We start from the raw sequence: 22,600 nt of genomic DNA, 5'->3' as shown, positions 1-22,600 counted from the left end.
TCGATTTTCCAGCCATGCGATCGTCTCCGCCGGTCGGCCGAAGGGCGGCCTAGAGCCGCAACTCCTTCAGGCGCGCGGGCAAGGTGGCGATGGCGGCCTCGTCGGCATTGGCGAAGGCGAAGCGCAGGTGGCCTTCCTGCGCCGGACCGAAATAGCTGCCGGGCAGGCCGAGCACGCCGCGCCCGGTGGCCAGCGCCTCGGCGACCCGTTCGGCGCGCTCGTCGCCGAAGGGATGGCGAACATAGGCGAAATAGGCGCCGATCGATGAGATCGTCCAGCCCGGACAGGCCTGCAGGACGGCCTGAAACGCCTGGATCCGGGCATTGATGGTGGCACGCGTCGCGGCGCGCCAGTCGCTGAGGCCCTCGATCGCCCAGGCAAGCGCACCTTGGGCCGTCCGGGCCGGGCAGATCTGGAAACTGTCGAGGACTTTCAGGATCTGGCCAAGTGCTGCGGGTCCGGCGGTGATGGCGCCGACCCGGTGGCCGGGCACCGCATAGGCCTTGGAGAAGGAATAGAGCTGGATCACCGTGTCGCGCCAGGCCGGATCGGTGAACAGGCCATGAGCGCGGTTGGCGCCGGTGCCCAAGAAGTCGCGATAGGTCTCGTCGATAACAAGCGCGATGCCGCGCGCCCGCGCCAGCGCGGCGAAACGGGCAATGACGCCCTCCGGATAGATCGCGCCGGTCGGATTGTTGGGCGTGACCAGCACGATGGCGCGGGTGCGGGCATCGATCAGCGCTTCGGCTGCGGCCGGATCCGGCACGAAACCGCTTGCCGCGTCGCAGGCCAGCGGCCGCGCCTCGATGCCGAGCATGTTCAAGGTCATCTGGTGGTTGAAATACCAGGGGGAGGGCAGCAGCACGGCATCGCCGGCCCGGGCGACCGACAGGACGGCGGCGAGAAAGGCGAGGTTGCAGCCGGCGGTGATGGCGATGTCGTCAGCCGCGATCCGGCCGCCATAGAGCGTGCTGACCTCGGCGGCATAACGCGACCGCAGCGCATCGTCGCCGAGGATCGGGCCGTAGCGGGCAGTGTCGGGCCGGCCGGCGGCGGCGGCGAGCCGGTCGAGCAGCGGCTGTGGCGGGGCCGAACCGGGGGCTGCCTGCGACAGGTCGATCGGCGCGCCATGCGCGCCGTCGTAACGGGTCATCCAGGCGCGCGCTGCCGGAATGGGCGGCGTGCCGGTATCGACGACATCGGGATTCAAGGCGAACAAGGGCTCACCAGGCGCCGGTATTGGGCATCGAGGCCCAGGGTTCGGCTGACGGTTTGGCTTCGCCCTTCTGCAGGAGCTCGATCGAGATGTTGTCGGGCGAGCGGACGAAGGCCATGACGCCGTCGCGCGGCGGCCGGTTGATCACCACGCCGGCCTTTTGGAGCTTGTCGCAGGTGGCGTAGATGTCGTCGACCTCATAGGCGAGATGGCCGAAGCTGCGGCCGCCGGTATAGGTTTCCGGGTCCCAGTTATAGGTCAGTTCCAGGAGCGGCGCGCCGCGGCTGCCGAAGGCGGCGCCAGCGGTTTCGGCGCCCTTGCGGTCCTCCGGGGCCGCCAGGAACACCAAAGTGAACCGGCCCTTCTCGGATTCGGTGCGGCGAACCTCCACAAGACCCAGTTTGTTGCAGTAGAAATCGAGGGACTGGTCGAGATCGGTGACACGGACCATGGTGTGCAGGTAGCGCATGCGACCTCCCTTTGATCTGATGTGAGGGGCGATTGAGAATGGACGCGGAGTTGAAGACGGCGGCGACCGATCTGGCAAGCCTCGTCAGGCAATCCAGCCGTGCGCTGGCCTTTACCGGCGCGGGCCTTTCGACCGAATGCGGCATCCCGGATTTCCGCTCGCCGGGCGGCCTGTGGACAAAGAACAAGCCGATCCCGTTCGAGGCCTTCGTGTCAAGCCGCGCGGCGCGCACCGAGGCCTGGCGGCGCAAGTTCGTCATGGACGAGAGCTTCAAGGCGGCGGTGCCCGGCCGCGGCCACCGGGCGCTCGCGGCCATGGTGCGGGCAGGGCGGCTCGCCGGCATCGTCACCCAGAACATCGACAACCTGCACCAGGTGTCGGGGGTTCCCGACGACCGGCTGGTCGAATTGCACGGCAACGGCACCTATGCGACCTGCCTCGACTGCGCGCGGCGCTACGAGCTCACCTGGGTCAAGGCGGCCTTCGACGCCGGCGGCGGCGCGGCGCCCGACTGCACGGCCTGCGGTGGGCCGGTGAAGGCTGCAACCATTTCGTTCGGCCAGGCCATGCCCGAGGACAAGATGCGCCTGGCGCTCGACTGGTCGGTCGAGGCGGACCTGTTCATCGCGATCGGAACCTCGCTGGTGGTCCACCCGGCGGCCGGCCTGCCGGTGGCCGCCAAGCGCAGCGGCGCACGGCTCGTCATCATCAACCGCGAGGCGACACCGCTCGACGAGATCGCCGACCTGGTGATATCAGCCGACATCGGCACTTTGCTGGATCAGCTGATGGAACATCTGGCGATTGCGGGCGTTCACTGACCGATCGCAACGCGGCATCCACCAAATGTGTTCGTAATTGGAACGTGGCGCCATTTTATGGCTTTGCTGCCGCAAGGGCGATGTTATCCTTTTGTTAGAGAATCAGGCGGGGTGGGACCGGGGCCAACGGTTCCAATAGAGCGGCGGTGAGCGTGATGACGTCGGACGGTTCGGATCCGGACGGCCAGGGCGGCAAGAACAACCTTCACGCGCGGGTCGATGCCCAGACGACCATTGAGGAAGCGCCGGGAGATCTCGTCGAGATTTCCGGCACCATCAAATGGTTCGATGTGGCCAAAGGGTATGGTTTCATCGTTCCCGACGGCGGCGGGGCGGATGTGCTGCTGCATGTCACCAGCCTCCGGCGCGATGGTTTCCAGACGGCCTATGAGGGTGCGCGCATCGTGGTCGAGGCAACCGCCCGGCAACGTGGCCTGCAGACCTTCCGTGTGCTGTCGATGGATGATTCGACCGCCATTCATCCCTCCCAGATGCCGCCGGCGCGCACCCATGTCTCGGTGACGCCGACCAGCGGGCTGGAACGGGCCGAGGTGAAGTGGTTCAACCGGCTGCGCGGCTTCGGCTTCCTGTCGCGCGGCCCGGGCACGCCCGACATCTTTGTCCATATGGAAACCCTGCGCCGCTACGGGCTCACGGAATTGCGACCGGGCCAGTGGGTTCTGGTGCGTTATGGTGACGGCTCGAAAGGCCTGATGGCCGCCGAGGTCCGTCCCGACGGGGCGGCTTTCCCGGCCTCGCACTGAGCGCTGAACGGGACAATCCATGACGATCGATCGCCGCGCGGTGCTGGCCGCGGGGGCCTGTTTCCTGGTGGCGCCGCGCCTGGCGCTGGCGCGCGGCGTCATGAACCGGCTGGTGATCGCCACCCGGTCCGGGCAACGCCACGAATTCGCACTTGAACTGGCCAATACCGCCGAGACGCGCGCACGCGGCCTGATGTTCCGCCGGGACCTGGCCGATGGTCGCGGCATGCTGTTCGATTTCGGCCCGGCGGAGACCGAGGTGAGCATGTGGATGAAGAACACCTATATCCCGCTCGACATGATGTTCATCCGCGCCGACGGCACCATTCGCCACATCGCCGAAAACACCACGCCGTTGTCCGAGGCGTTGATTTCCTCGACCGGTCCGGTCAAGGGCGTGCTCGAGGTTGCCGGCGGCACGGCCGCCCGGCTCGGCCTGTCCGCGGGCGATCTGGTCGAACACCCCTTTTTTGGAACCTGAGCATGGTCGAGGATCGCCGCCGTGGCTTGCCGCGGCCCGGAGGCTCGGCTATTGCGAGGACGTCGGGGCGTAGCGCAGCCTGGTAGCGCGAGAGTTTTGGGTACTCTAGGTCGCTGGTTCGAATCCAGTCGCCCCGACCATTTCCGGCCCACTTGGGGAGGCTTTCACGTGGTGGCCCGCATCTACCGACCCGCCAAGACCGCGATGCAGTCCGGTCAGGCCAAGACCCAGGACTGGCGGCTCGATTTCGAGCCGGAAACGCCGCGCACCGTCGAGCCGCTGATGGGCTATACCAGTTCGACCGATATGCGCCAGCAATTGCGCCTCGACTTCGCGACGAAGGACGAGGCGATCGCCTATGCCGAAAAGAACGGCCTCGCTTACGAGGTGTTCGAGGCCGAGGTGCCGAAGCGGCGGCTGGCCGCCTATTCCGACAATTTCAAGTTCAATCGCATGGGCGCCTGGACGCATTGAGTTTCCCGGCCGGATCCTGATCGTGATCTTGCCAAGCCGTTGCCGCGGGCCCATAGGGGCCCGTGCCAAGTGAGTCATCCGGTCCCGTAGCTCAGCTGGATAGAGCGACAGCCTTCTAAGCTGTTGGTCGCAGGTTCGAGCCCTGCCGGGATCGCCATTCACTTTCCAGCGTTTGTATGGGTTTGCGGATTCGTCGCCCTCTCAGGCGCGCGGGCGTTACGACACAGCGTTACGACAAAAGAATCTAGTTTTGTTCACGCACAGCCCGCCGCTTCCTCTGCGCCGTGGCGATTTGTTTGACGGTTCGATGCACATAGAGGGGCAGGGTGGTGGCGTCCTTGCCGCTGGTCGCCCGGAACTCTGAATCGGTCAGTTCGGCGTCGCCGCCCTCGGTGTAGCCGCCGTGCCGGAATGAGGCGAAGGTGATCTCCTCCGGCAGATCTGCAAGTTTGCAGATCCGGCGAACCTCTTTGATCATGAAGTCCAGGCCGCCCTTCGGCGCCGGCCAGGGAAGCGGCCGGCCAGCTGTCGCATCGGGCCAATCACGTAACAAGGCATGGCCGACGTCACGTCCGGCGGTGAGCTTGTCGAGGCGCGCCTGCAATTCCGGAAAGAGAGGCGTACCGGTCGCCGGGTCGAATAGCGGCTGCCAGACCTCTTTCCGCTCCTTGTTTTTGTAGTGGACAATTCTGACCATGTCTGGCCGGGCCGGTGGTCGGTAGTGGGTCACCAGGAAGCGCCCGAAGATGTCAACCTCGCGCTGTTGCCACTCCCAAGCGTTCAGAGCAGCGGCGCTCAACGAAGCGCGGTCATTCGCGTCGGCGGTCGCCATGAACGCAAGCAACTGCTCATAGGTCGCTGGCGTGGTCTCATCGTAGACATCCTTCAGGCCCATCTTCGCGAAGGGATTGGCCTTCGGAACGACCGAGGGTTCGCAGCGGTGTGCGACGTTCCATGCGCGTCGGCAGGTCCGCATGGCATTGTTGATCGATGTCCGGCGCTCGCCGTCGCCCTTCTTGATCAAAGCGTCGAATAACGCATCGACGGCCTTGGGTGTGATCACCGAGATGAGCTGATCGCCGAAACGCTGCCCGTTCTTAAGCAAATATCGCGAAACGAGGGCGAGGTTGTTGCCGTGGTTCTTCCGCGTCTTCGCGCCGAGCCCCTTGAACCTCTTGTCGGCCTTGTACTCGGCCGCAAGCCAGTCGAATGACCCGCGGCGCGGAGCCGTGTTTGCTTGGGTCTGCGGCTCGCCGTCGTAGAGGCGCCATGTGTCGAACCGCTCACGAAGCTCCGAGCCTTTCGTGCGCGCGATGTCCGGATCCAGCCCAAGCGCCTGCCCCCGAACCGGGCACGGACCTCGCGGGTCATCCGGCGCGATCTTGTAGACCCAGCCAGGCAGGCTGAAATAATAGCCTACAAGCCGGCCCTTTTTGCGCACCGGCCGGACATACTTGCCCAGGTTCAGCAGTGTTTTCTTTGGCACAGCAGGCTCAGATGAGGGCGGCGAGGTCCGACGTCTCATTATTTGAGTCCGGTTCGGTTGTTGCGGCAAGCCACTTGTCAATTTCGATGCGCACCCAAACGGCCGTCCGACCGCGCATGAGCGTAGGGCCAGGGGCGCGGCCCCTCCTCACGTCCCTGAGCATGTGGCGCGGGGTCTCATACCCGAGATACGTCGCGGCGTGCTCTTTGGTCAGTACCGCCGGCCACATTGGGAAGACCGAGGTCATGACCACCTCGCCATCTTCTGCGGCGTACGGCGTGTCTCATTCGGGTAAACCCCGGTGCGACACTCGTATGAGACAGAAAGTGCGTCGCAATAGGGTTGACTTTGGAATTCTGAGACATTATCACGGAATGGTCTAGACCCAAAAGAGACGGAAGGGGTTCGGCCATGGCCATTTACGGATATGCCCGCGTCAGCACTTCGGATCAGAACTGCGAAATCCAGGTTGCCGCATTGCGCGCCGCCGGATGCTCTGTCGTTCGTGAGGAGAAGCGGTCGGGCACGACGCGCACCGGTCGCGAGGAACTGACGACCATGCTCGCCTTCCTTCGCGAAGGCGACACGCTGATGGTGACCCGCATCGACCGCCTCGCCCGTTCGATCGGCGATCTTCAGGATATCGTTCGCGATCTGCGCCGCCGCGGCGTGGCACTTCGGGCGACCGAGCAGCCGATCGACACATCGACGGCCGCCGGCAAGGCCTTTCTCGACATGCTCGGCGTCTTCGCCGAATTCGAAACTAATCTCCGGAAAGAGCGTCAGGCCGAAGGTATCGCCAAGGCCAAGGCCGCGGGTGTCTACAAGGGGCGCCCGCCTTCGATCGATGCCGCCGAGATCAAGCGGCTTCATTCCGAGGAAAAGATCGGGCCCAGCGACATCGCGAAGCGCCTCGGCATCGCCCGGGCGTCGGTCTACCGCGCCCTGCAAGCGGACACGCACTGAAGCTCGACCGCGGCGAGCGTGCGAATTCAGGTCATTCCGCCCCGAAGGCCGGCGCACATCCCGGCGCGGATCGATGAGCCCGACCTCGGCAAGACGAGCAATTCGCTTCGCGATGGTTTGGCGGGATGCTCCGCGCTCTCGCGCAAGATCGTTGAACGATATCCAGAGGACAACGTCGCTGCGAGGCGTCATCGCCGTTGCTCCCCATCCAGAATCTGCCTGTCGATGTCGGCGATGGCTGTCGGATTCGGAGCCGGGCCAAGCGCGACGAGCGCGCGGGCGAACCGCTCGGCGAGCGTACGCGGCAGGCCGCCGTCGAATTCCATGATCGCCGCGCGTTCGGCGAAGGCTTCGTCATCCGTCGCCGGCGTCGATCTCCGATCGACGCCCCGACGCCTCGCGAGCGTGTCGAGAAGGGCTGCCGTCTCGGTTGCGGACGGAATGGCGTCAAGCATCCTCTTCCCCCTCGAAGATGGTCGCCTTGACCCCGTAGACGCGCTGTAGGACCCCGTTGACGCGCCTTTGGCACTTGCGGCGCCCGTCAGATCCTCGGATCAGGAAGCCCGCCGCGGCCAGGGCATCGGCAGCCGTGCGCGGATCGATACCGCCGATGGCCTCCGCCCAGCCACTATCGAAAAAATAGAAGACTTGGTCTTCACCGGCAGCGGTCTTGGAGCCGGCAAGGTTTTGCGCACGCCACGACTCATCCCTGTCATCGCGCGCGAAGCGAGCCATGTGATGTGCCTGCAGGAAGCGCCGAACATTGCTGACGGCCTCACGCGCCTCAGACGAGCCGACCCCGCCGCGGCGCTTGATCCAAACAGCGAGCAGCCGACCGCAGGCGCCCTCCATGGCTCCTGCATCGAATGGCAGGACGCCAAACGATATAGCCAATTCGCCGGCCGCCGCCGCGACAGCGAACCGCTCCGCGACCCGGCCCACCTGGCCATCCGCGCTCTGAGGCACATGCTCGCGCTTGAACTTGGCAAGCAGCCCCACCAAGGCCTTCGTCGCCGGTTCGCGATCCTCGAGGAAAGCACGGATAAAGGCCGGGCCTGCGGTTCCGTAGTGCTTGGACGTGGCGCCCTTGATGCGCTTGGAGAGCGAGGCTGGATCGCCATCCGGGCCGGCGTGATCGAACAGCCCGAAGCCCTTCTCCGCATCGGCCGGCAGGTCGATGATGCGCGCCTCTTGCCCCGCCTTGCCGCGCACTTGCGCGCGCCCCTCGGCGATCCTTGACCTGAGCGTGACCTCGCCCGTCGACAAGATCGCAATGCGCCAGCGCTGGCGGGGCTTCAGGGTCGCATCCGATCGCATGCGGGCTTTGCCCTGACCGCCGGCGAGCACATAGCTCGCGGCTTCGAGCTCCGCCGGCGGGCAGGTGCCAACCTCATCAAGCGCGAGAAGGCAATCGTTATGCGCCGCGGCAATGCCCTCCTGCGCATTGGCTGTGATGCGCCAGAGTTGCCCGAAGCCGAGTGGGCCGCCGCCGCCCCAAACGGACCCGCCCATCAGCAAGGCGGACGTCTTGCCGACACTCGACGATCCGAAGAGGTGCACGCCGCCGCCGTCTAGACCCAGCGGGGCCAGCACCGGGCCAGACAGGCTGACCCCGAGCGAGAGCAAAAGCCGGTCCTGCCCCACAGCGAGGGCGGCGACCTCCTGCTTCCAGGAATCGAGCGCGCCGCTCTGTCCAAAATGGGTGCCGCGCGCGCCCTCGAAATGGACGGCGTCGCGACCGTCGAGACGGATCGAGCCATCGGGCAAAACGAACAGATCCCCTGCCTGGTGCCAGCCAAGGCGAGAGGCGAGAAGCACGCGCCGGCCCGTCGAGCACCCGGCGAGCGCCGCCGCGAACCTCTCCCGCGCCCCGCGCGCGGTGCTGATCCAAAGGCCGCCATCAGAGCACCGCCGCCGGACCTCGGCGCCGTCACCGGCAAGATCGGCATGGCCAATCACGATATCATGTGAACCGCCATCGGGGTCCGCGAAGCGGATCACGGTGCACCAATGCTCACCGTCCTCTGATCGACCGAGGCCGCGCACTTCGAAGGGCGCGGAGATCCGCTGCGATTCCTGAGGAGTGGTAGGCGGCGCCCAGTACAGGCCATCGGCACGCATTGCAAAGCCCCATGGCCAGACGACATCATCCTTGCGCAGCCCGGTTCCCAAGGCGCTGGATGGGCCCGGGGAGGCCACTGGCGCGGCCGAAGGCGCCCCATCTGTCTTCGTCGCGCCTTCGGCCGCATCGAAGGCCCCGACCGCGAGCGAAGGCGAGGATGTGACGGGGAGGCCTTCATCAGAAGGGTCGTCGGCTTCGATCAGAGCGGCAATCTCGGCGAGCCGGTCGTGTGCCGGGCTCTCGCCGTCGCCTTTGGGCGGAACCGACCCCGAGCCGCTCCTGTCCTTGATGCGCTTGGTCATGCAGGGCGCATCCCGGCCTGGGCAAGCACTGCCACGGCCCAGAACGCGGCGAGACGGTGATAGCTGGCGATCGGCCCCTCACCCTCGCCCAGGGTGGCGAGAGTGCCGGCGTGCCGAATGCGGTGGATATGGGACGCGCCCGCGAGGAGTCCGCGACCTGCGGCGAATTCGGAGGCCCATCGATCAGCGTTCGGGTGCCATTCAAACCAGGCCTCGGACCCCACCGGCCACGGCCGAGCATTGCGAAAACTGCGAGACACCGGCACCATGAACCGCGCGGCGCCGTCCGGCCGCACATCGAATTCCTCTGCGCCGGCGAGCGCCATCAGCGCTTCGCGTTCGAAACCGGCAAACAGCCGTTCGACACGCGTCATATGCGCCGAAAGGGCCCGCGGTGCGCCTGAGACGCACATGCGCATTTCCAGCAGGATCGCCGCCCGTGTCCGGGCATCAAGAACCGGTCGACGAGCCATCAGGCGGCACCCGCGATTTGCGCCTCAGAAGTAACGGAGGAAGTATTTGCGCGCCGACTGGACGCGAACCAAGCGTCAATGTCGGCGGCGTAATAGCGCACGAGCTTCGGGCCGAGTTTGCAATAGACCGGACCGCCGCCGCGAACTCTCAATTTGTCGAGGTAACTCTTTCTTATGGCATAGCGTTCAGAGACTTGCCGGGCCGAGAGCCATTCATCGGATGCCATTTGCTTTCTCCCATCTGCCACGTTGGCGTGTGATGGGGGGGGATATTGAGGGCATATGCTACGCAATGCATGGACGAGATCGCCCAAACTCGCGGGTCAAATCGCCCAAAAGCCGATTTCAGTTCGGACGATCGCCGCCGCTTGCCGCCTGGACGCCCTCACAGACTACCTCTGTGAGGAGCGATTCAACCCGATCGCGCCAGGCTTTGGCGGCGCTGTGGCATTGCAAGGCCAGAGCTTCAGAGGCCATTCGCGTCGCGGGGTCAATATCTCCGCCCGGTACGAACCGGAGCTCGTCAAAGATGGCGCCAGCGAATGCGGCGCGGCTCGCGGGATCGATGACGACACGGCCGGCTATCTGAATGACTGCGTCAAGAACGGCCTCACTGACCGCGACCCTCACCTTGAGGTAGGCAAGAGCTTCCTTGATTTCCTGTATCTCGTACATCCGCTTGCCTCCTACTGTCCGGTGTTGCCGCCCGGTGCGGCTTCAGTCATCGAGCCCCCTGTCGAACCGGGGCCATTGCTGTTCAACGGGATGCGCGAAACCTCTTCGCGCACGATCGACCGAACCTCGCCACGCAGCATCTCCGTGTTGAAGCGCACATCGAATTGATGCTGATGCTGCTGGCGAAGCTCGACGTTGCCTGTGACGCTGACAGGTGCGGCCGGCTGCAGGGTTCCTTGCGTCTGGCCGTCACCCGCCTTGCTGCGATTGCCCGGCAGTTCGATCCGATTCAGGATGTCCCGGATCGCGCCAGCCAAGGCCGCCGCGTTGTCGAGGCCTTGGCGCGAAACCGGTGTCTGGTCCGGTCGCTGCCGCGTTCGAGCAACGCTAGAATCGATTTCATCGAGTGCCGCACGGGCGCGCGAAACGCGATCTTCAAAACCGGCCGCCCCTGGGTTTGCGACGGAAAGCAGATTCGACTCGTTCCGGAGCAAGCGTAGCCTGGCCATCGCCTCATCGGCCCGGAAGTTTGTCTTCGCTCCCTCGGTCGCCACATCGCCGCGGGCGACATTCCGTGCCGTGTCCGCGATTGTGTAGGCGACCATGGCAGGCCCAGCGAGGCGAAAGGCGCCGCGCGCAAGATTGCCAATGAGCGAACCGCCAGAGGCCGCCGGCGGGACGGTAATCGGACCGGGGGCAAAGCGCGGCGAATTCGGCGGCAAGGGTCCGCCAGGCGGCTGCGTGGGGCCGATTGTCGGGACGTTGCGTCCCCCTTGCCACCACTGCCAAGCCGCGCGGCCCGCGACCGTGCTTGCGATCGCCCCGCCAATCGTTGCCGTCGTCCCCAATGTCGCCGCGGCTTCAGGATTCTCCCTATTCCACTGTGACATTTTGCGAAGCGCTTCGCCGAGCAGCCGCATGCCCGATATGGCGGGCTGGACGAGCGGTTCGGAAATCGATCCCAGAAAATCCTTGGTCGCCGCGCTCAAATTTTGCAGTGAGGCAACGGGCCCCTGTTCGAGCGTCGGCAAGCTCTCGATGCCAGGCATCCCTCGGGCAATTCGTGCGTCGCGCTCGCGCTCACCGCGCTGCAGAATCATCGACGACAGGAAATCGGCCGCGACCCGATTACCGGTGATGCGTCCAATCGCCTCGTTCACACGCGGTGCGTCTTGGGCTTCGTCGCCACTGAGCGGCCCGCCTTGGGGCTCGATCAGCGGCAGTAGAAATTGGGTGGCCCACTGCTGCGGATTTTGCGCCAGAACATCGGCGCCCCTCACTCGTGCGGTGCCGCGGCCTCGGATGCGACCGTCCGGGCGCGCGCGATCGAAGGAACCTTCGATGAGCCCAAGTCGCTCCATTTCGAGCTTTGCGCGATCGGGCGCCCGGAGATTGAAAAATTGATCACCCAGAGCCGCGAGCCCTGTACCGGCAGACGTAGCGCCGCCGCCGCGAAACTTCGCATCTCCGATGATGCCCGGCAGGTAGTTTTGAAGAAAATCGTTAGAGTACCCGTACCGATGACTCCGGGCGTACTTCAGAGTGCCGAGATAATCGGTAGGCGTCACGTCGCCAGAAGACGACTGCACGCCCCGAATAATGGCGCCACTCAGAACTCGCATTCTGGCGGCGTTGTCCGTGGCACCCATGATGTCAAAAGTGCGAGCGAAATCCTTGGTTGACGTACCGCCCGAGAACGGCCGCAAGGACTCGTATCGATCTTTCAGGGCTTCGATGAAGGCATTCGCGCGCTGCAACTCCGGCGCCGCCTCCATCGCCCTGTTCAAGTCGCCAAAAACGGCCATGGCTGAATGGATGGCTTGAAAGTGTTGCGCCGATGAAAATGACCGGATCTCGCCCGACATCCTGTTCGAGAGCGCGCGCGCCTTCTTTATGTCGTCCTCAGAAATATCCCCCCTCGCGCGCATCAGAGTTTCAACTTGAGCAGGCGTAGCGGCCTCGTCGAAGCCTTCACGCGCCGCATTCCTGACGGTCGTCGATCCGGGCGCGATCGACGGCCCGCCCATTGGCAGGCCAGGTGCCGGCAGGCGATGAGGGGGCGGCAGGTGCGGGGGCAACCGCTGTGGGATGCGGCCGGACGACGGCACCGATGCAGGCACCTGCGCTGCCTGTTGTCGGGCCCTCTGAAGCTCGCGAAGCTTGGCGATTTCTGCATCAATCGCCGAGGTGCGCCCAGCGCTGTCGCCACGACCTGCGCGGGCCGATTCGAGCGCCCGGTACGAAGCCGCCAGGCGGTCAACCTCGGTGGCCTGGCGGCGCAATGCGTTTGACATTTTGTCGACGTCAGCCGCCTGCCGGCCAAAGCTTTGCGAGCCAGATGCGCCATCGACCTTCAGCGCACTTTTCATTGCAGCGTTCAGCGTATTGAGCCGCCTTACAACGCTATCGATCGCACCGGCGGTGCGATCTTCCGCGGAGATAATCGCGGTCGCTTCGATAATCTTGCCCATCAACGCTCCCGATCATGCACTTGGCGCCACTTCACGGCGCGCCGATGCCAGTACAATACTTCGGAGATGCTCAGGCCGCCGATCCGGCCGGGGTCGACGGCTGCGACGTTTGAGAAGACGAGTTCGTCGGCTGCGTCTTCGAGCCCGCGGCCGCCTCGCCGCCGTGCCGGAAAAAACTCAGTAGCCCTTCCTTGATCGCCATGGCGTCGTGCAGACCAAGGGTCGCAACCCGATCCGGTCCAACGTCACCGATCACACAGCGATCCAAATAGGCAGCGATCCGCTCCGGTTCCTCGACATAGAACGGGTTGCCCTGCGGGGATGACGCGATCGTGAAGGGGTCGCCGAGGGCGAAATAGTCGCCGGCGAGCGGCTCTTGAAGGGTGATGATTGACACGAGACCTTTGTGCGTCATCACCGACTGAGAAAGGTTGATGGTGATCGTTTTGCGCGGCATTCGCGGCTCCCATACAGGCCCAAAAGCGGGCGATGGGCGGCATGGTGACCGCGCAAGCTACGCAATGCATGGGCGAATACGCCCAAAATCATGGGCGAATTCGCCCAATGTCCATCGCGAACTTGGCCCTATAAGTCGCCGCGGCGGGTTTTTCTATTGGGGTCTATTCTATCACGATGTGCACTAAGCGCCTCATCTATGACGCTATCGACCGGGCTCATCGCGACGAAATCAGGATCGTTGCGGCCGCGAGGGCCAAGCATATCGCGTATCTTTTCGGGGCCCTTCCTGTCTAGTGGGTCATCCCGGTAGTAGTTTTCCAGTATGGCGACCATTCGATCATGCTGATTGAGCCGCTTGCCGGCGCTCGGCGCCGCGCTATTCGCATACGGAGGCGCGACCGTACCCATCTCGCCCGTTGAAGGCTCGTTTCCCCGTTGCACAGTAATGGAGCGCCACGTCAGGCCATCACCGGTCGAAAGATCACCCGTGACGAGATCAAATGTGGCTCGCTCTTCCTCCCAGATCGCTTTGTCGATTCCTATCCCGGATGTCGCCCCGGAGGCACGGCCGTGGCTCCTTAGTTTCCCGGCGCCGAGGCACCTGAAGAACATAGAATGTCGATTGGCGAATATCTCGATCCACGCATCGCCTGAGTCATACTCGTTCGTCGAGCCCACGAAGGACTTCAGGAAATCGATACATTCACGTTCGCCAAGGGGCACAGAGAGATCGGGCGGGCGCCTTGTTGGAGCCCGAAGTAGCCGCAACAGATCGGCCGCCGGTCCACCGAACCTCACGGGTGCATCAAAGTCATCGGTCCCGAATATTTCGCCGCCCCACTGGCGCAGGCCACCATTGTTCATGACTTCCGCGCCGACGATCGCCGAGACCAAATCAAGATCCGAGAGAACGAGACGCCGGTAGGCATCTTTGAGTGTGCAGTCCCAAAGGAAATCGGCAGGGAGTGGCAAGTCGGCGCAAACAGCCTCGAGAGGGGAAGTCACCCACACACCATGGCCTATGATCTCTGAAGCAATTTTCTCCGAAGCCACCATGAAATTCACTTCACCACCTTCAGCCGGAATTCGATTCCGGGTGAACAGCTTGTCTGCGGCAACGAGCGTGCCCTCCTCGATCGCCGCCCATTTCTGGCGCGACACGAGCTCGCCAATCTTGCCGTCAGTCTCAAAGCGGTAAGCAAGCATCGCCCCTGCGGCGAGGCGGTTCACAGCCAGCGCAGCGGGCAGCTTTGGCAAGACAGTCAAGGCCCGCCAGTCGGGGAAAGTTTCGGCCGATGGGCGGACGGCGTCTGGAAATATTGATCGGACAGCGGATAGCGCACGCGACGACCCCAGCGTCTCGAGCCAAGTGTCATGGTGGAGCCTCTGGAACTCCCAGATATCGAGCCACCCGCGCCGCAGAAGCGCGAGCTCACCGGACAGCGCCTTCTGGGCGTTATCTTCGTGGAATATGGCGAGCGAAGGCGGCAGGCGCTCAACGCTACGATTGGTCAACTCTGACTGGATGAGCCGTTCGCCAAGCCGAGTACATTGCCGCAAGAAGCGCCCAAATGAGCGTCCATAGGCTGGATATGCGTTTGGGCCCGGAAACTCCAAGGACAGAGCGCCGCCTGGCTCGACCCGGACGATCGGGCGCTCACTCCGTTCCATGAGCCCCTCCGGTGCCGCTATCCAGCTGCACGCCCGTTCCGTCTGCATCGCGCGCCTTGGCATTCGCCAGGATCGCGGCCTCATCGATCACGCCGAGCGTCCGCGCATCTTCAAGCGCAAGTTCGATCTCGCGGATAAGGCGCTCTGGCCCTTCTTCTGCCGTCACATCGAGTGTCGCAGGCCGCGCCGACATTGCCGTCGCGCCCCCGGCATCGTTGTAAAAGACCTCGAATAAGGCGAACCCCGACCCGTCCGCACGACGGACCATGCGATAGTTCCACGTCATCACGCGCCCCCCTTCAGTCGCACGCCGGCGCCGCCTTCAGGGCTCGCGGTCCCCGCGCCGATGAACTCGACTCCGGCGGCTTCGAACGCCGCCCGCAAATCATCGAGCGTCCGCTCGTAGGGGTTACGTTTGCCGGCCTCGAAATTGGCAATCGTCGACTTGGTCACCTTGGACGCGCCGACAAGATCGTCTTGCGACCACGCCAAGAGAGCACGGGCAGCCCGGCATTGCGAGGCCAGAAGGCTCATTTTGATATTACCTTGAGCTTTTGATGTTGACATCGATAGAGTGAATTCATATCAACGATATCAGGTTCACACAAGGTTCTATTTAATGCGCCGCCCCGCTCAAGTCGATCATGGTCCGGGCCTGGAGCCTCTACCGCGGCGCCGGCCCGCGCCCGTTCTCACGTGAGGCCTTCGCCGAAGCGCTGCGCATGGCATGGGCGGAGGCGAAGGCACGCCCGGTGACGCCGCTCGCTGTGTTGCGCCAGTTCATCGGAGTACGGGTCGCCGAGAGCCGCGACGAGGTGGTCGAGAAGCTCGCCCACGCATTGCGCCTCGAGGAGATGCGCGCCGCGGCTCAGGCCAGGCGCGGCGCATCGAGCCATGCCTATGCCCGCCTCTACGCCAGCCGCGACTTCGGCCGGCGCGTGGGCCTTCGCAACCTGCTCGCCGCCGAGCGCGGCTTGGCCGCCTGATCCACCCCCAAATCCCCAAGGGAACGCCATGACGACGCATAACTTCCAAGCTTCCGCCCGCCCGGTGACCGCCCCATCCCCACAGCGCACCGCCTTGCAAGCGGCGCGCCTTGCCTCGCTTCATGAAATCCGCGACGGAATTATCCGCGCGCATGATCAATTCGCGGATATCACCAACCGAGCGAATGCGATTCAGGACCGCGCAAAGATCACCACGCTGTTCGAAACCCTCCGCGTTGCCGTTGACGGAGCTACCCACGCCATCACCGACATCGATCCGACGATGGCAGGAGTTTCCGACAACGTTTCGCCGCCCCGTGCGCGGCCAGGCGATATCGTCATGCAATTGGGACAGGCATTCGACGATTGGAACAGCCTCCTCGCGCTCTGCGGCCGAGTGCCGGGAGAGCCCATCGATCCGCAGAACACCGGGGTTAGCGACGCGGTGGAATGGCTCCACAGCGCCATCGCCATGCTCGTGGACCTGATTGCCGAACAGCCTGCAGCGAACGTCCAGACGATGGCGATACAGGCCCGCGTTTCCATCAATTGGGACGGCGATGGCGATGCCAACAATGTCATGGACATCGGCTTCAATCCGGCGCGCGGCCCGCGCAGCCGCAACGTGCTTGCTGGCATTCTCAATCGGCTGGCGCGACTTGACCAAGAGAGCGCGAGCCCCGTGGCTTCGGCCCAGACTGTCAGCGCCGCGACGGTTCCGCCGAAGAGGTTCGCGAGGGAGCGAGGGCAAAGCACCGTGACAGTCGATGGCTTGGCCGCCGCCGCCATCCATGTGCGCGATGCCTGTGCAGCGCTGGCCGATGACGAGAACGGCACATGGGAAAAGGCGAAGGCCCTCGAGGAGACGATCTTCGGCACGCTTGGAGAGATCCCCGCTCACACGTTGCGCGAAATCGCGGTTAAGGCGTCTGCCGTGGCAGGCGCGATCGAGCGCACATGGTGTGCGGTAGACCCCGGGGTTATGGCCCACATCCTGCGCAACATCGCCCGCGACCTGAATGCCGCGGGCGGCCTTGAACGCATGGCCGCGGGTTCCACGATGGCAGCCCAGGGACAGGAAGGCTCCGGTCTTGGTCGCTAGACCAAGACGAGGCCAGCTTCGGTAAGGCGGAAATTCAGGGGCAAGGCTTCCTGTTGGCAGATTCGATCAGGTATGAAGGAACAGCCAAATCACGCGGGAAGATACCTTGCCATGATAGAACTTCCGCCGGTGCTCGCGGAACTGTTCGAAGGTCGCGTATCGGTATCAGCGAGCGAGCTCGCGCCGGCGCTGCGCATGTCGACGAAGACACTGCTCGCGCACGCCCGCGCGGGCAATATCCGCTACATCCAAAAGGGGTTTGGCGATGTCCATCCGCGCCGCGAATTCACGCCGGCGGATGTTCTGGAGTTCCTCGAGCGTCAGACGCGGCGCGACAGTCCGCCTATAAGGTCAGGAACCCTCCGTTCTTCGGGCACGAACTCCAGTCATGTGACCGTCGGTTTTACGCAGATGATGGAAGAGCGTCGGAAAGCGAAAGCCGCGCCTTCGAGCGGCAAACGAAGGACGAGGCCCAAGCTAGTTTAGCGACCATGGCTCCCGGAATACGTTGAGCTTTAAGCCGCTTGAGGCCGACCCTGCCAGGCGAAACCCACCCGGCGGGGTCTTTCATGCGGCTTCCTGCCCTGACGCGCTCATCAGCCCATGGCAGACGGCTGTACCCACGCAGGTGGGTACGCGTACCCGCTTCGGTTGGCCGAGCGGGTACAGAGTTTTTTCGATTTTTCATGGGCTTGCGGGGTGTGTAACCACTGTACCCGGTGTAACCGCTCAAAATCGGTGGCAGAGACACAGAGAGAGCAAACGCGACAACCTGGGCGCGCAACGGAGCGCCGTCCTGTAAACCAAGGCTCGTTCTGTGCGCCTCTGTAAACCGTATAAACCTCGTAAACCCAGATTTTTGGAAAGTCCTTCGGCGCGATCCTCGGGGCGCCGCGCCCTGCACCTGAGATGATGGAGTGGGTCTTCCAGCTGATCGCCGGCAACGAACGATCTCGGCAAAAAGCAATGCTCGCCGCGTGGCGCGTTGTAACCAACCGGTGGCCTAAATACATATCTCTTCTAGAATTTTTATATTTATATAGAGCCTGCTGCGGACTGCCCCGCTGCGCTCGCTGGGGCTTGATGCGTCTCCTCCCTGTTTTTGGCGGGTACAGTGGGTACAGTGGTTACAGGCCTCATAAGTATATGATTTCAAAAGAGGAATATCGTATCCACTCGACGCGGCGGAGCGGGTACGCGTAACCACTGCACTGCGCCGGCCATCGCTAACCCCCTCGAACTGCTGCCGGATCGACCGGACAATGGTAGCGCCGCGGTGAGTTCGGGCCGATCTCCTTTGGTTCGGACGGTTCGGGTTGTTCGGTCGGCCTCCGGCGCAGCTTGCTGCCGTAGACTCGGGGTCATACTGACCGCAAAGGGGTCCGGGGCCGGGGAAGGACCCGCGAGAACGCGGCCGCCTCCCGCGAAGCGCTCGCGGCGGAGGCTTTGAGGTCCGTGCGTCCGGAGCCGTCGCCGGTGTCAGGTGCCCAGGCCATAGTGTCAGGTGTGTCAGGTCAAATTTTCGAAGGTCGAACTTCCGATTTCCCGGGCTTTGCTCAAGCCGCAATAAGCTCGCGGCGGAGGCGGCTAGGTCACGCGCCGCGAAACGACGCAGCCACGCCGGCCCGCTGCCGGCGGCCGGATAAGGGCATGCCTTCGGGCTGTCTCTCGTCGGGCATCTGGACTATTGGCCCGGCCTTGAGATGATCATTGGCCGATCGAAGACGAGCAAAGGAGGCCTGTGTGTCCGCAATCGTCGCACTGATCCACGGTGTCGAGGGGGCCTATGGCATCTCGTTCCCCGATTTTCGGGGCTGCGTTTCCGGCGGCACCACCGTAGACGAGGCGCTACGCCGCGGAGCGGCCACGCTGGCGAGCCATATCGAGGCCATGTCGGCCAACGGCGATCCCTTGCCTATGATCCGCGACATGGCGGCGATCACGGCCGATCCCGACCTTGCCGAGGATATCGCCGAAGCCATTTCAATCGCCGCGATCGAAACGGATTTGCCGGACGACAGATGACCGCCGCGCGGCAGGCAGTATGTTCGACTTGCGGGGCCGAAAAAGCTCAGTACCCGCGCCGGCCTGCCGCCGGCGCCTGCGCCCCTGTCGCCTGTAAACCCGGATTTTTGATGGGCGTCGCTACCGAGAGGCCGGGCCTCTATGAGCCGCGATGGGGTGGGGCCCCCGGGAAGGACCCGACCAAGCGCATTGGGCGTCTCCGGCCACGGCCGAGCGGAACCACGGCGACGGGCGACGGATCGCCGGAAAAAGCTCAATACCCGCGCCGGCCTGCCGCCGGCGCCGGCGCCCCTGTCGCCTGTAAACCCGGATTTTTGATAGGCGTCGCTACCGAGAGGCCGGGCCTCTATGAGCCGCGATGGGGTGGGGCCCCCGGGAAGGACCCGAGGGCCAAGCGCATTGGGCGTCTCCGGCCACGGCCGAGCGGAACCACGGCCACGGGCGACGGAGCGCCGGAAAAAGCTCAGTACCCGCGCCGGCCTGCCGCCGGCGCCTGCGCCCCTGTCGCCTGTAAACCCGGATTTTTGATGGGCGTCGCTACCGAGAGGCCGGGCCTCTATGAGCCGCGATGGGGTGGGGGCCCCGGGAAGGACCCGAAGGCCAAGCGCATTGGGCGTCTCCGGCCACGGCCGAGCGGAACCACGGCCACGGGCGACGGAGCGCCGGAAAAAGCTCAGTACCCGCGCCGGCCTGCCGCCGGCGCCTGCGCCCCTGTCGCCTGTAAACCCGGATTTTTGATGGGCGTCGCTACCGAGAGGCCGGGCCTCTATGAGCCGCGATGGGGTGGGGGCCCCGGGAAGGACCCGAAGGCCAGGCGGCGTCGGGGTCGAGATCGCGGATCGCCAACACAGACTCCCGAGGCGCGGGGATGGGCGCCCGGCCGTTACGACAAGCTCGAATTCATAAGTCGTATCAATGGTCTGCCTATGCGCTGTTTTGTCGTAACGGCGTTGAAATCGTTGAGTGAGCGCGGTCCTTCTAAGCTGTTGGTCGCAGGTTCGAGCCCTGCCGGGATCGCCACTCGCCTTCTAGCATTCATGCGGGTTTGCGGGATTGTGCCGCCCGCGAGGGCGCTGCCGTTCTGATAACGGCTACCTTTTTTGTTCTCGCACCGCCCGCCGCTTGAGCTGGGCAGTGGCGATTTGCTTGGTCGTGTGGTCGACATAAGCCGGCGGGGCACTGGCCGGTTGGCCACGACGGAGCAGCAGATGGCTGGTGAAATCCTCTTCTCGATTTTCATTTTCGCGATAATGGCGTGGGCCGCTTGGAAAGCGAGTTCCCCATATGCGGCGTATAGTCTTGCGGCCGTCGCGCTGGTTGCGGGCCTGCTCTTTGCGACGACCAAAGGAATTGATTACCGCGCGTTGGAGGGCCTTACGATGGCGGTCGGGTATTTTCTCGTCGGCCTGGTGCGTGGTCGAGTCTCGAAATAGGCCTGGTCACTGCTGGATGCGCGTTGATGCCGAAGCAGCCCAGTTGAGAAACGTCCGCGCCGACCTCACGGTCGCATTGCGGCAAGTTCGGGCCATTTCAGCCCGGCGCCAGCCCGATCGTGACCCAATCGTGCCGATGTTCATCATAGGCCGCTTGCGATGGTCCCGCGGGAGCGTCCGCGCCGAAACCGCCATGCGCGACGGCGACCAGGCCGGGCCGGAACGCCGGATACCAGAAGACCGTCGATCCGCAGGTCGGGCAGAAGTGGAAATCCAGGGAATGGCCGCTTTCGCCTTGCCTGCGGTAGATCGTCGAGGCGCCTGACGGCTCGGTTGCGTCGCTGTTGTAGAAGACCGCGACGCCGAATGCGCTGCCGGTCCGCAGCCGGCAGGCGAGGCAGTGGCACGCCGATACCTTGGCGGGTTCCCCGACCGTCCTGATCCGCAGGCGGCCGCAGGAACAGCTCGCGGTCCGTTCCACCATGGAGTTGCCCTCCGCACCCTCGCTGGCCGATCCTAGATCCGGTGCACATGCATGGCCATGGCGCAGCCGCGGCAGGCCGTCTGGCCGCAGCACGGACCTCGGCCTGGGGATGCCGCTCGATGCCGATGACCTATGCGATCGCCGACCTGCACGGCCGTCACGACCTGCTGATCGCGGCTTTCGACGCGGTCGAAGCGCATGCGGGGCCGGAGCCGGCGACCATCGTCACGCTCGGCGACTATGTCGACCGCGGGCCGTCGAGCGCCGAGGTCGTCGCAACGTTGATGAGGGGAGCCCGGCGCGCCGGCGATCGGCTGATCTGCCTCAAGGGCAACCATGACCTGATGATGTGGTCGGCGCTCACCGGGCGCGCGGCGCCGGACCATTGGCTCGACAATGGCGGCCGGGACACGCTCGCCTCCTACGGCGACGATGGCCAGGCAGGTTTTCGGCCCGAGGTCGTTCCCGAAGATCATGTCGCCTGGATCGGCGCTCTGCCGCTGATGCATGTCGATGACGGCCATGTCTTCGTCCATGCCGGCATCGATCCCGCGGTTTCGCTCGACCAGCAAACCGTGCCGACGCTGTTGTGCAAGCGCTATCATGACAGAGACGAGGGCTCCGGCCCGCTGCACGTGGTGCACGGCCACGACAAGCAGGAGCATGGACCGTTGCGCCTGGACGGCAGGACCAATCTCGACACCCATGCCTGGCGCACCGGGCGCCTGGTGATTGGCGTCTTCGAGGCGCGAAGGCCGCATGCCGTCGGCTTGATCGAGGTGAGAGGCGCGCCCATGAACGACGCTGAGGGCCATCATGCGTAGTCGGCGACCTTCCGGGCGAGCTTAACGCCGCTCGCGCGGATGGGTTCCCTCAGGTCCGCGCGCGAGCCGCTTGGCGTCGTCTTGGTCGGCGGCGTCTTGGGTGGTGCCGTCCGACGTCATCCGGGGTGCGCCGGCTCCCGCGCCATCATTCTCCGGCAGGTCGGCTTCCATCGGATCGGGTTCATTCTCGATGCGGCCATCGACCGGGATTTGCCGCTCGTCGAAAGTGCCCGGCCGGGAATGGCCGCGGTCGACATCGATGCCCGGCCGCGCCGGCTGATCCTCGGCGCCGGATTGGCCGGGCCGGCGCGCCGGATCCTCGTGCTTGTCCGGGTCGAACTTGGGATCGGCGGTCGGGGCGACAGGCATTTTTTTGGCCTCCATGATCTGGTCCTGCCATCGATGAACGGATCGAGAGGCCCAGGCTTCCGGGGCTGCCGGGGTTCACTCGGCGGCGAGCATCATGTCTGGTGCCTGTCCCAGCATCTCGTCGGCAATGGCAGCGGCGGTTTCCCAGCAGGCAATGGCGCAGGCGTCCATGTCGCGCGCTTCGCAATAATCCGCTGACAGCGCACAGGCCTCGGCGCAGGCGTGCAGCACATCCGGGCTGACGCGGTGTCCCATCGTCAAGGCTTGCGCGGTGCGGCGGCAAAGTTCCGAGCATTGCAAGAGAACATTATCGTAATCGGACGGGCTGGCGCCGATGATCTGCTTGATCGCGGCAGTCCGGGTCATGCTGAAACAGTCGAAGCAGATATTGGACAGTTCGTATGATTTCACGGTCGGGCGCAACATTTTCGCCTCCAGAGTCATGCCAAGCCAACTCTCGGTGCCGATCTTCAGTTCCATTTGATGTGATCGCGGATCGTGGCAGCTCGGCGAGCAAGCCGCGCGCT

General features: G+C 64.5%; 27 protein-coding genes and 2 tRNA genes. 13 read left to right on the top strand and 16 right to left on the bottom strand.

The window, feature by feature from the left end; genetic code table 11:
• Positions 1 to 49: 49 nt before the first annotated feature.
• Together E8M01_RS34310 and E8M01_RS34305 are read right to left on the bottom strand one after the other, a co-directional pair.
• Positions 50 to 1,219, bottom strand: coding sequence for an aminotransferase (locus E8M01_RS34310; RefSeq protein ID WP_136964277.1), 1,170 nt, complete (start codon positions 1,217 to 1,219; stop codon positions 50 to 52).
• Positions 1,220 to 1,223: 4 nt separating this feature from the next.
• Positions 1,224 to 1,685 (bottom strand): VOC family protein, encoded by a 462-nt coding sequence (locus E8M01_RS34305; RefSeq protein ID WP_136964276.1) that lies wholly within the window; start codon positions 1,683 to 1,685, stop codon positions 1,224 to 1,226.
• Positions 1,686 to 1,723: 38 nt separating this feature from the next.
• Here E8M01_RS34305 and E8M01_RS34300 point away from each other — a divergent pair, with 38 nt between their 5' ends.
• The 6 genes from E8M01_RS34300 to E8M01_RS34275 all read left to right on the top strand — a co-directional run bounded on the left by E8M01_RS34300 (position 1,724) and on the right by E8M01_RS34275 (position 4,382).
• The gene (locus tag E8M01_RS34300) at positions 1,724 to 2,506 is read left to right on the top strand and encodes an SIR2 family NAD-dependent protein deacylase (RefSeq protein WP_136964275.1); all 783 of its coding nucleotides are present in this window, start codon (positions 1,724 to 1,726) and stop codon (positions 2,504 to 2,506) included.
• 155 nt (positions 2,507 to 2,661) lie between these two features.
• Complete coding sequence (locus tag E8M01_RS34295; protein WP_136964274.1) at positions 2,662 to 3,270, top strand: cold-shock protein; 609 nt, start codon at positions 2,662 to 2,664, stop codon at positions 3,268 to 3,270.
• A 19-nt stretch (positions 3,271 to 3,289) separates the two neighbouring features.
• Positions 3,290 to 3,751, top strand: coding sequence for a DUF192 domain-containing protein (locus E8M01_RS34290; protein WP_136964273.1), 462 nt, complete (start codon positions 3,290 to 3,292; stop codon positions 3,749 to 3,751).
• Between the two features lie 63 nt (positions 3,752 to 3,814).
• A tRNA-Pro gene (locus E8M01_RS34285) sits at positions 3,815 to 3,891 on the top strand.
• Between the two features lie 28 nt (positions 3,892 to 3,919).
• Positions 3,920 to 4,225 carry an ETC complex I subunit gene (locus E8M01_RS34280; RefSeq protein ID WP_136964272.1) on the top strand — a complete coding sequence of 102 codons (306 nt, stop codon included), beginning with the start codon at positions 3,920 to 3,922 and terminating at the stop codon, positions 4,223 to 4,225.
• An 80-nt stretch (positions 4,226 to 4,305) separates the two neighbouring features.
• Positions 4,306 to 4,382 (top strand) — tRNA-Arg (locus E8M01_RS34275).
• A gap of 87 nt (positions 4,383 to 4,469) precedes the next feature.
• Here E8M01_RS34275 and E8M01_RS34270 read toward each other — a convergent pair.
• Entirely contained in the window at positions 4,470 to 5,711 is a 1,242-nt protein-coding gene (locus tag E8M01_RS34270) for a hypothetical protein (RefSeq protein WP_136964271.1), read from the bottom strand.
• Between the two features lie 411 nt (positions 5,712 to 6,122).
• On the opposite strand from E8M01_RS34270, the gene E8M01_RS34265 reads away from it, so the two are divergent.
• Positions 6,123 to 6,677: a recombinase family protein gene (locus E8M01_RS34265; protein WP_136964270.1), complete on the top strand. Its 555-nt coding sequence runs from the start codon at positions 6,123 to 6,125 to the stop codon at positions 6,675 to 6,677.
• 188 nt (positions 6,678 to 6,865) lie between these two features.
• On the opposite strand, the gene E8M01_RS34260 is transcribed toward E8M01_RS34265, so the two are convergent.
• From E8M01_RS34260 to E8M01_RS34215, 10 genes are all read right to left on the bottom strand, one after another.
• Positions 6,866 to 7,132: a hypothetical protein gene (locus tag E8M01_RS34260; RefSeq protein WP_136964269.1), complete on the bottom strand. Its 267-nt coding sequence runs from the start codon at positions 7,130 to 7,132 to the stop codon at positions 6,866 to 6,868.
• Entirely contained in the window at positions 7,125 to 9,101 is a 1,977-nt protein-coding gene (locus E8M01_RS34255) for a DUF927 domain-containing protein (RefSeq protein ID WP_136964268.1), read from the bottom strand. Before E8M01_RS34255 ends, E8M01_RS34260 begins: the two co-directional genes overlap by 8 nt.
• Positions 9,098 to 9,574 (bottom strand): hypothetical protein, encoded by a 477-nt coding sequence (locus E8M01_RS34250; RefSeq protein ID WP_136964267.1) that lies wholly within the window; start codon positions 9,572 to 9,574, stop codon positions 9,098 to 9,100. The genes E8M01_RS34255 and E8M01_RS34250 overlap by 4 nt, the downstream gene beginning before the upstream one ends.
• A complete protein-coding gene (locus tag E8M01_RS34245) occupies positions 9,574 to 9,801 on the bottom strand; it encodes a helix-turn-helix transcriptional regulator (RefSeq protein ID WP_136964266.1) in 228 nt (75 codons plus the stop codon). Before E8M01_RS34245 ends, E8M01_RS34250 begins: the two co-directional genes overlap by 1 nt.
• Positions 9,802 to 9,919: 118 nt before the next feature.
• On the bottom strand, positions 9,920 to 10,249 hold the full coding sequence (locus E8M01_RS34240; RefSeq protein ID WP_136964265.1) for a hypothetical protein: 330 nt from the start codon (positions 10,247 to 10,249) through the stop codon (positions 9,920 to 9,922).
• A gap of 11 nt (positions 10,250 to 10,260) precedes the next feature.
• Positions 10,261 to 12,720, bottom strand: a complete 2,460-nt coding sequence (locus E8M01_RS34235) for a hypothetical protein (RefSeq protein ID WP_136964264.1) — start codon at positions 12,718 to 12,720, stop codon at positions 10,261 to 10,263.
• Positions 12,721 to 12,790: 70 nt separating this feature from the next.
• Positions 12,791 to 13,177, bottom strand: a complete 387-nt coding sequence (locus E8M01_RS34230; protein ID WP_136964263.1) for a hypothetical protein — start codon at positions 13,175 to 13,177, stop codon at positions 12,791 to 12,793.
• A 128-nt stretch (positions 13,178 to 13,305) separates the two neighbouring features.
• On the bottom strand, positions 13,306 to 14,694 hold the full coding sequence (locus tag E8M01_RS34225) for a hypothetical protein (RefSeq protein WP_136964262.1): 1,389 nt from the start codon (positions 14,692 to 14,694) through the stop codon (positions 13,306 to 13,308).
• 142 nt (positions 14,695 to 14,836) lie between these two features.
• Entirely contained in the window at positions 14,837 to 15,136 is a 300-nt protein-coding gene (locus E8M01_RS34220; RefSeq protein WP_136964261.1) for a hypothetical protein, read from the bottom strand.
• Positions 15,136 to 15,384 (bottom strand): helix-turn-helix domain-containing protein, encoded by a 249-nt coding sequence (locus E8M01_RS34215; RefSeq protein WP_136964260.1) that lies wholly within the window; start codon positions 15,382 to 15,384, stop codon positions 15,136 to 15,138. The genes E8M01_RS34220 and E8M01_RS34215 overlap by 1 nt, the downstream gene beginning before the upstream one ends.
• 110 nt (positions 15,385 to 15,494) lie before the next feature.
• On the opposite strand from E8M01_RS34215, the gene E8M01_RS34210 reads away from it, so the two are divergent.
• The 5 genes from E8M01_RS34210 to E8M01_RS34190 all read left to right on the top strand — a co-directional run bounded on the left by E8M01_RS34210 (position 15,495) and on the right by E8M01_RS34190 (position 20,396).
• Positions 15,495 to 15,836, top strand: a complete 342-nt coding sequence (locus E8M01_RS34210) for a hypothetical protein (protein ID WP_136964259.1) — start codon at positions 15,495 to 15,497, stop codon at positions 15,834 to 15,836.
• Positions 15,837 to 15,864: 28 nt separating this feature from the next.
• Positions 15,865 to 16,938, top strand: coding sequence for a hypothetical protein (locus E8M01_RS34205; protein ID WP_136964258.1), 1,074 nt, complete (start codon positions 15,865 to 15,867; stop codon positions 16,936 to 16,938).
• Positions 16,939 to 17,049: 111 nt separating this feature from the next.
• Positions 17,050 to 17,424 (top strand): hypothetical protein, encoded by a 375-nt coding sequence (locus tag E8M01_RS34200; protein WP_136964257.1) that lies wholly within the window; start codon positions 17,050 to 17,052, stop codon positions 17,422 to 17,424.
• Positions 17,425 to 18,648: 1,224 nt separating this feature from the next.
• A complete protein-coding gene (locus E8M01_RS34195; protein WP_136964256.1) occupies positions 18,649 to 18,963 on the top strand; it encodes a type II toxin-antitoxin system HicB family antitoxin in 315 nt (104 codons plus the stop codon).
• A 1,208-nt stretch (positions 18,964 to 20,171) separates the two neighbouring features.
• Positions 20,172 to 20,396 carry a hypothetical protein gene (locus tag E8M01_RS34190; RefSeq protein ID WP_136964255.1) on the top strand — a complete coding sequence of 75 codons (225 nt, stop codon included), beginning with the start codon at positions 20,172 to 20,174 and terminating at the stop codon, positions 20,394 to 20,396.
• A gap of 97 nt (positions 20,397 to 20,493) precedes the next feature.
• Here E8M01_RS34190 and E8M01_RS34185 read toward each other — a convergent pair whose 3' ends face one another.
• On the bottom strand, positions 20,494 to 20,877 hold the full coding sequence (locus E8M01_RS34185; protein WP_136964970.1) for a GFA family protein: 384 nt from the start codon (positions 20,875 to 20,877) through the stop codon (positions 20,494 to 20,496).
• Positions 20,878 to 20,999: 122 nt separating this feature from the next.
• Here E8M01_RS34185 and E8M01_RS34180 point away from each other — a divergent pair, with 122 nt between their 5' ends.
• Positions 21,000 to 21,704, top strand: coding sequence for a metallophosphoesterase family protein (locus E8M01_RS34180; protein ID WP_170182190.1), 705 nt, complete (start codon positions 21,000 to 21,002; stop codon positions 21,702 to 21,704).
• A 21-nt stretch (positions 21,705 to 21,725) separates the two neighbouring features.
• Here E8M01_RS34180 and E8M01_RS34175 read toward each other — a convergent pair whose 3' ends face one another.
• Entirely contained in the window at positions 21,726 to 22,073 is a 348-nt protein-coding gene (locus tag E8M01_RS34175; protein ID WP_136964253.1) for a hypothetical protein, read from the bottom strand.
• A gap of 75 nt (positions 22,074 to 22,148) precedes the next feature.
• Entirely contained in the window at positions 22,149 to 22,553 is a 405-nt protein-coding gene (locus E8M01_RS34170) for a four-helix bundle copper-binding protein (protein ID WP_136964252.1), read from the bottom strand.
• Positions 22,554 to 22,600: the final 47 nt, after the last annotated feature.

The sequence above is a fragment of the Phreatobacter stygius genome, assembly GCF_005144885.1.
Taxonomy (GTDB): Bacteria; Pseudomonadota; Alphaproteobacteria; order Rhizobiales; family Phreatobacteraceae; genus Phreatobacter; species Phreatobacter stygius.
The sequence above is the reverse complement of the archived record's forward strand: the minus strand, read 5'-3'. Positions and strand labels throughout refer to the sequence as shown.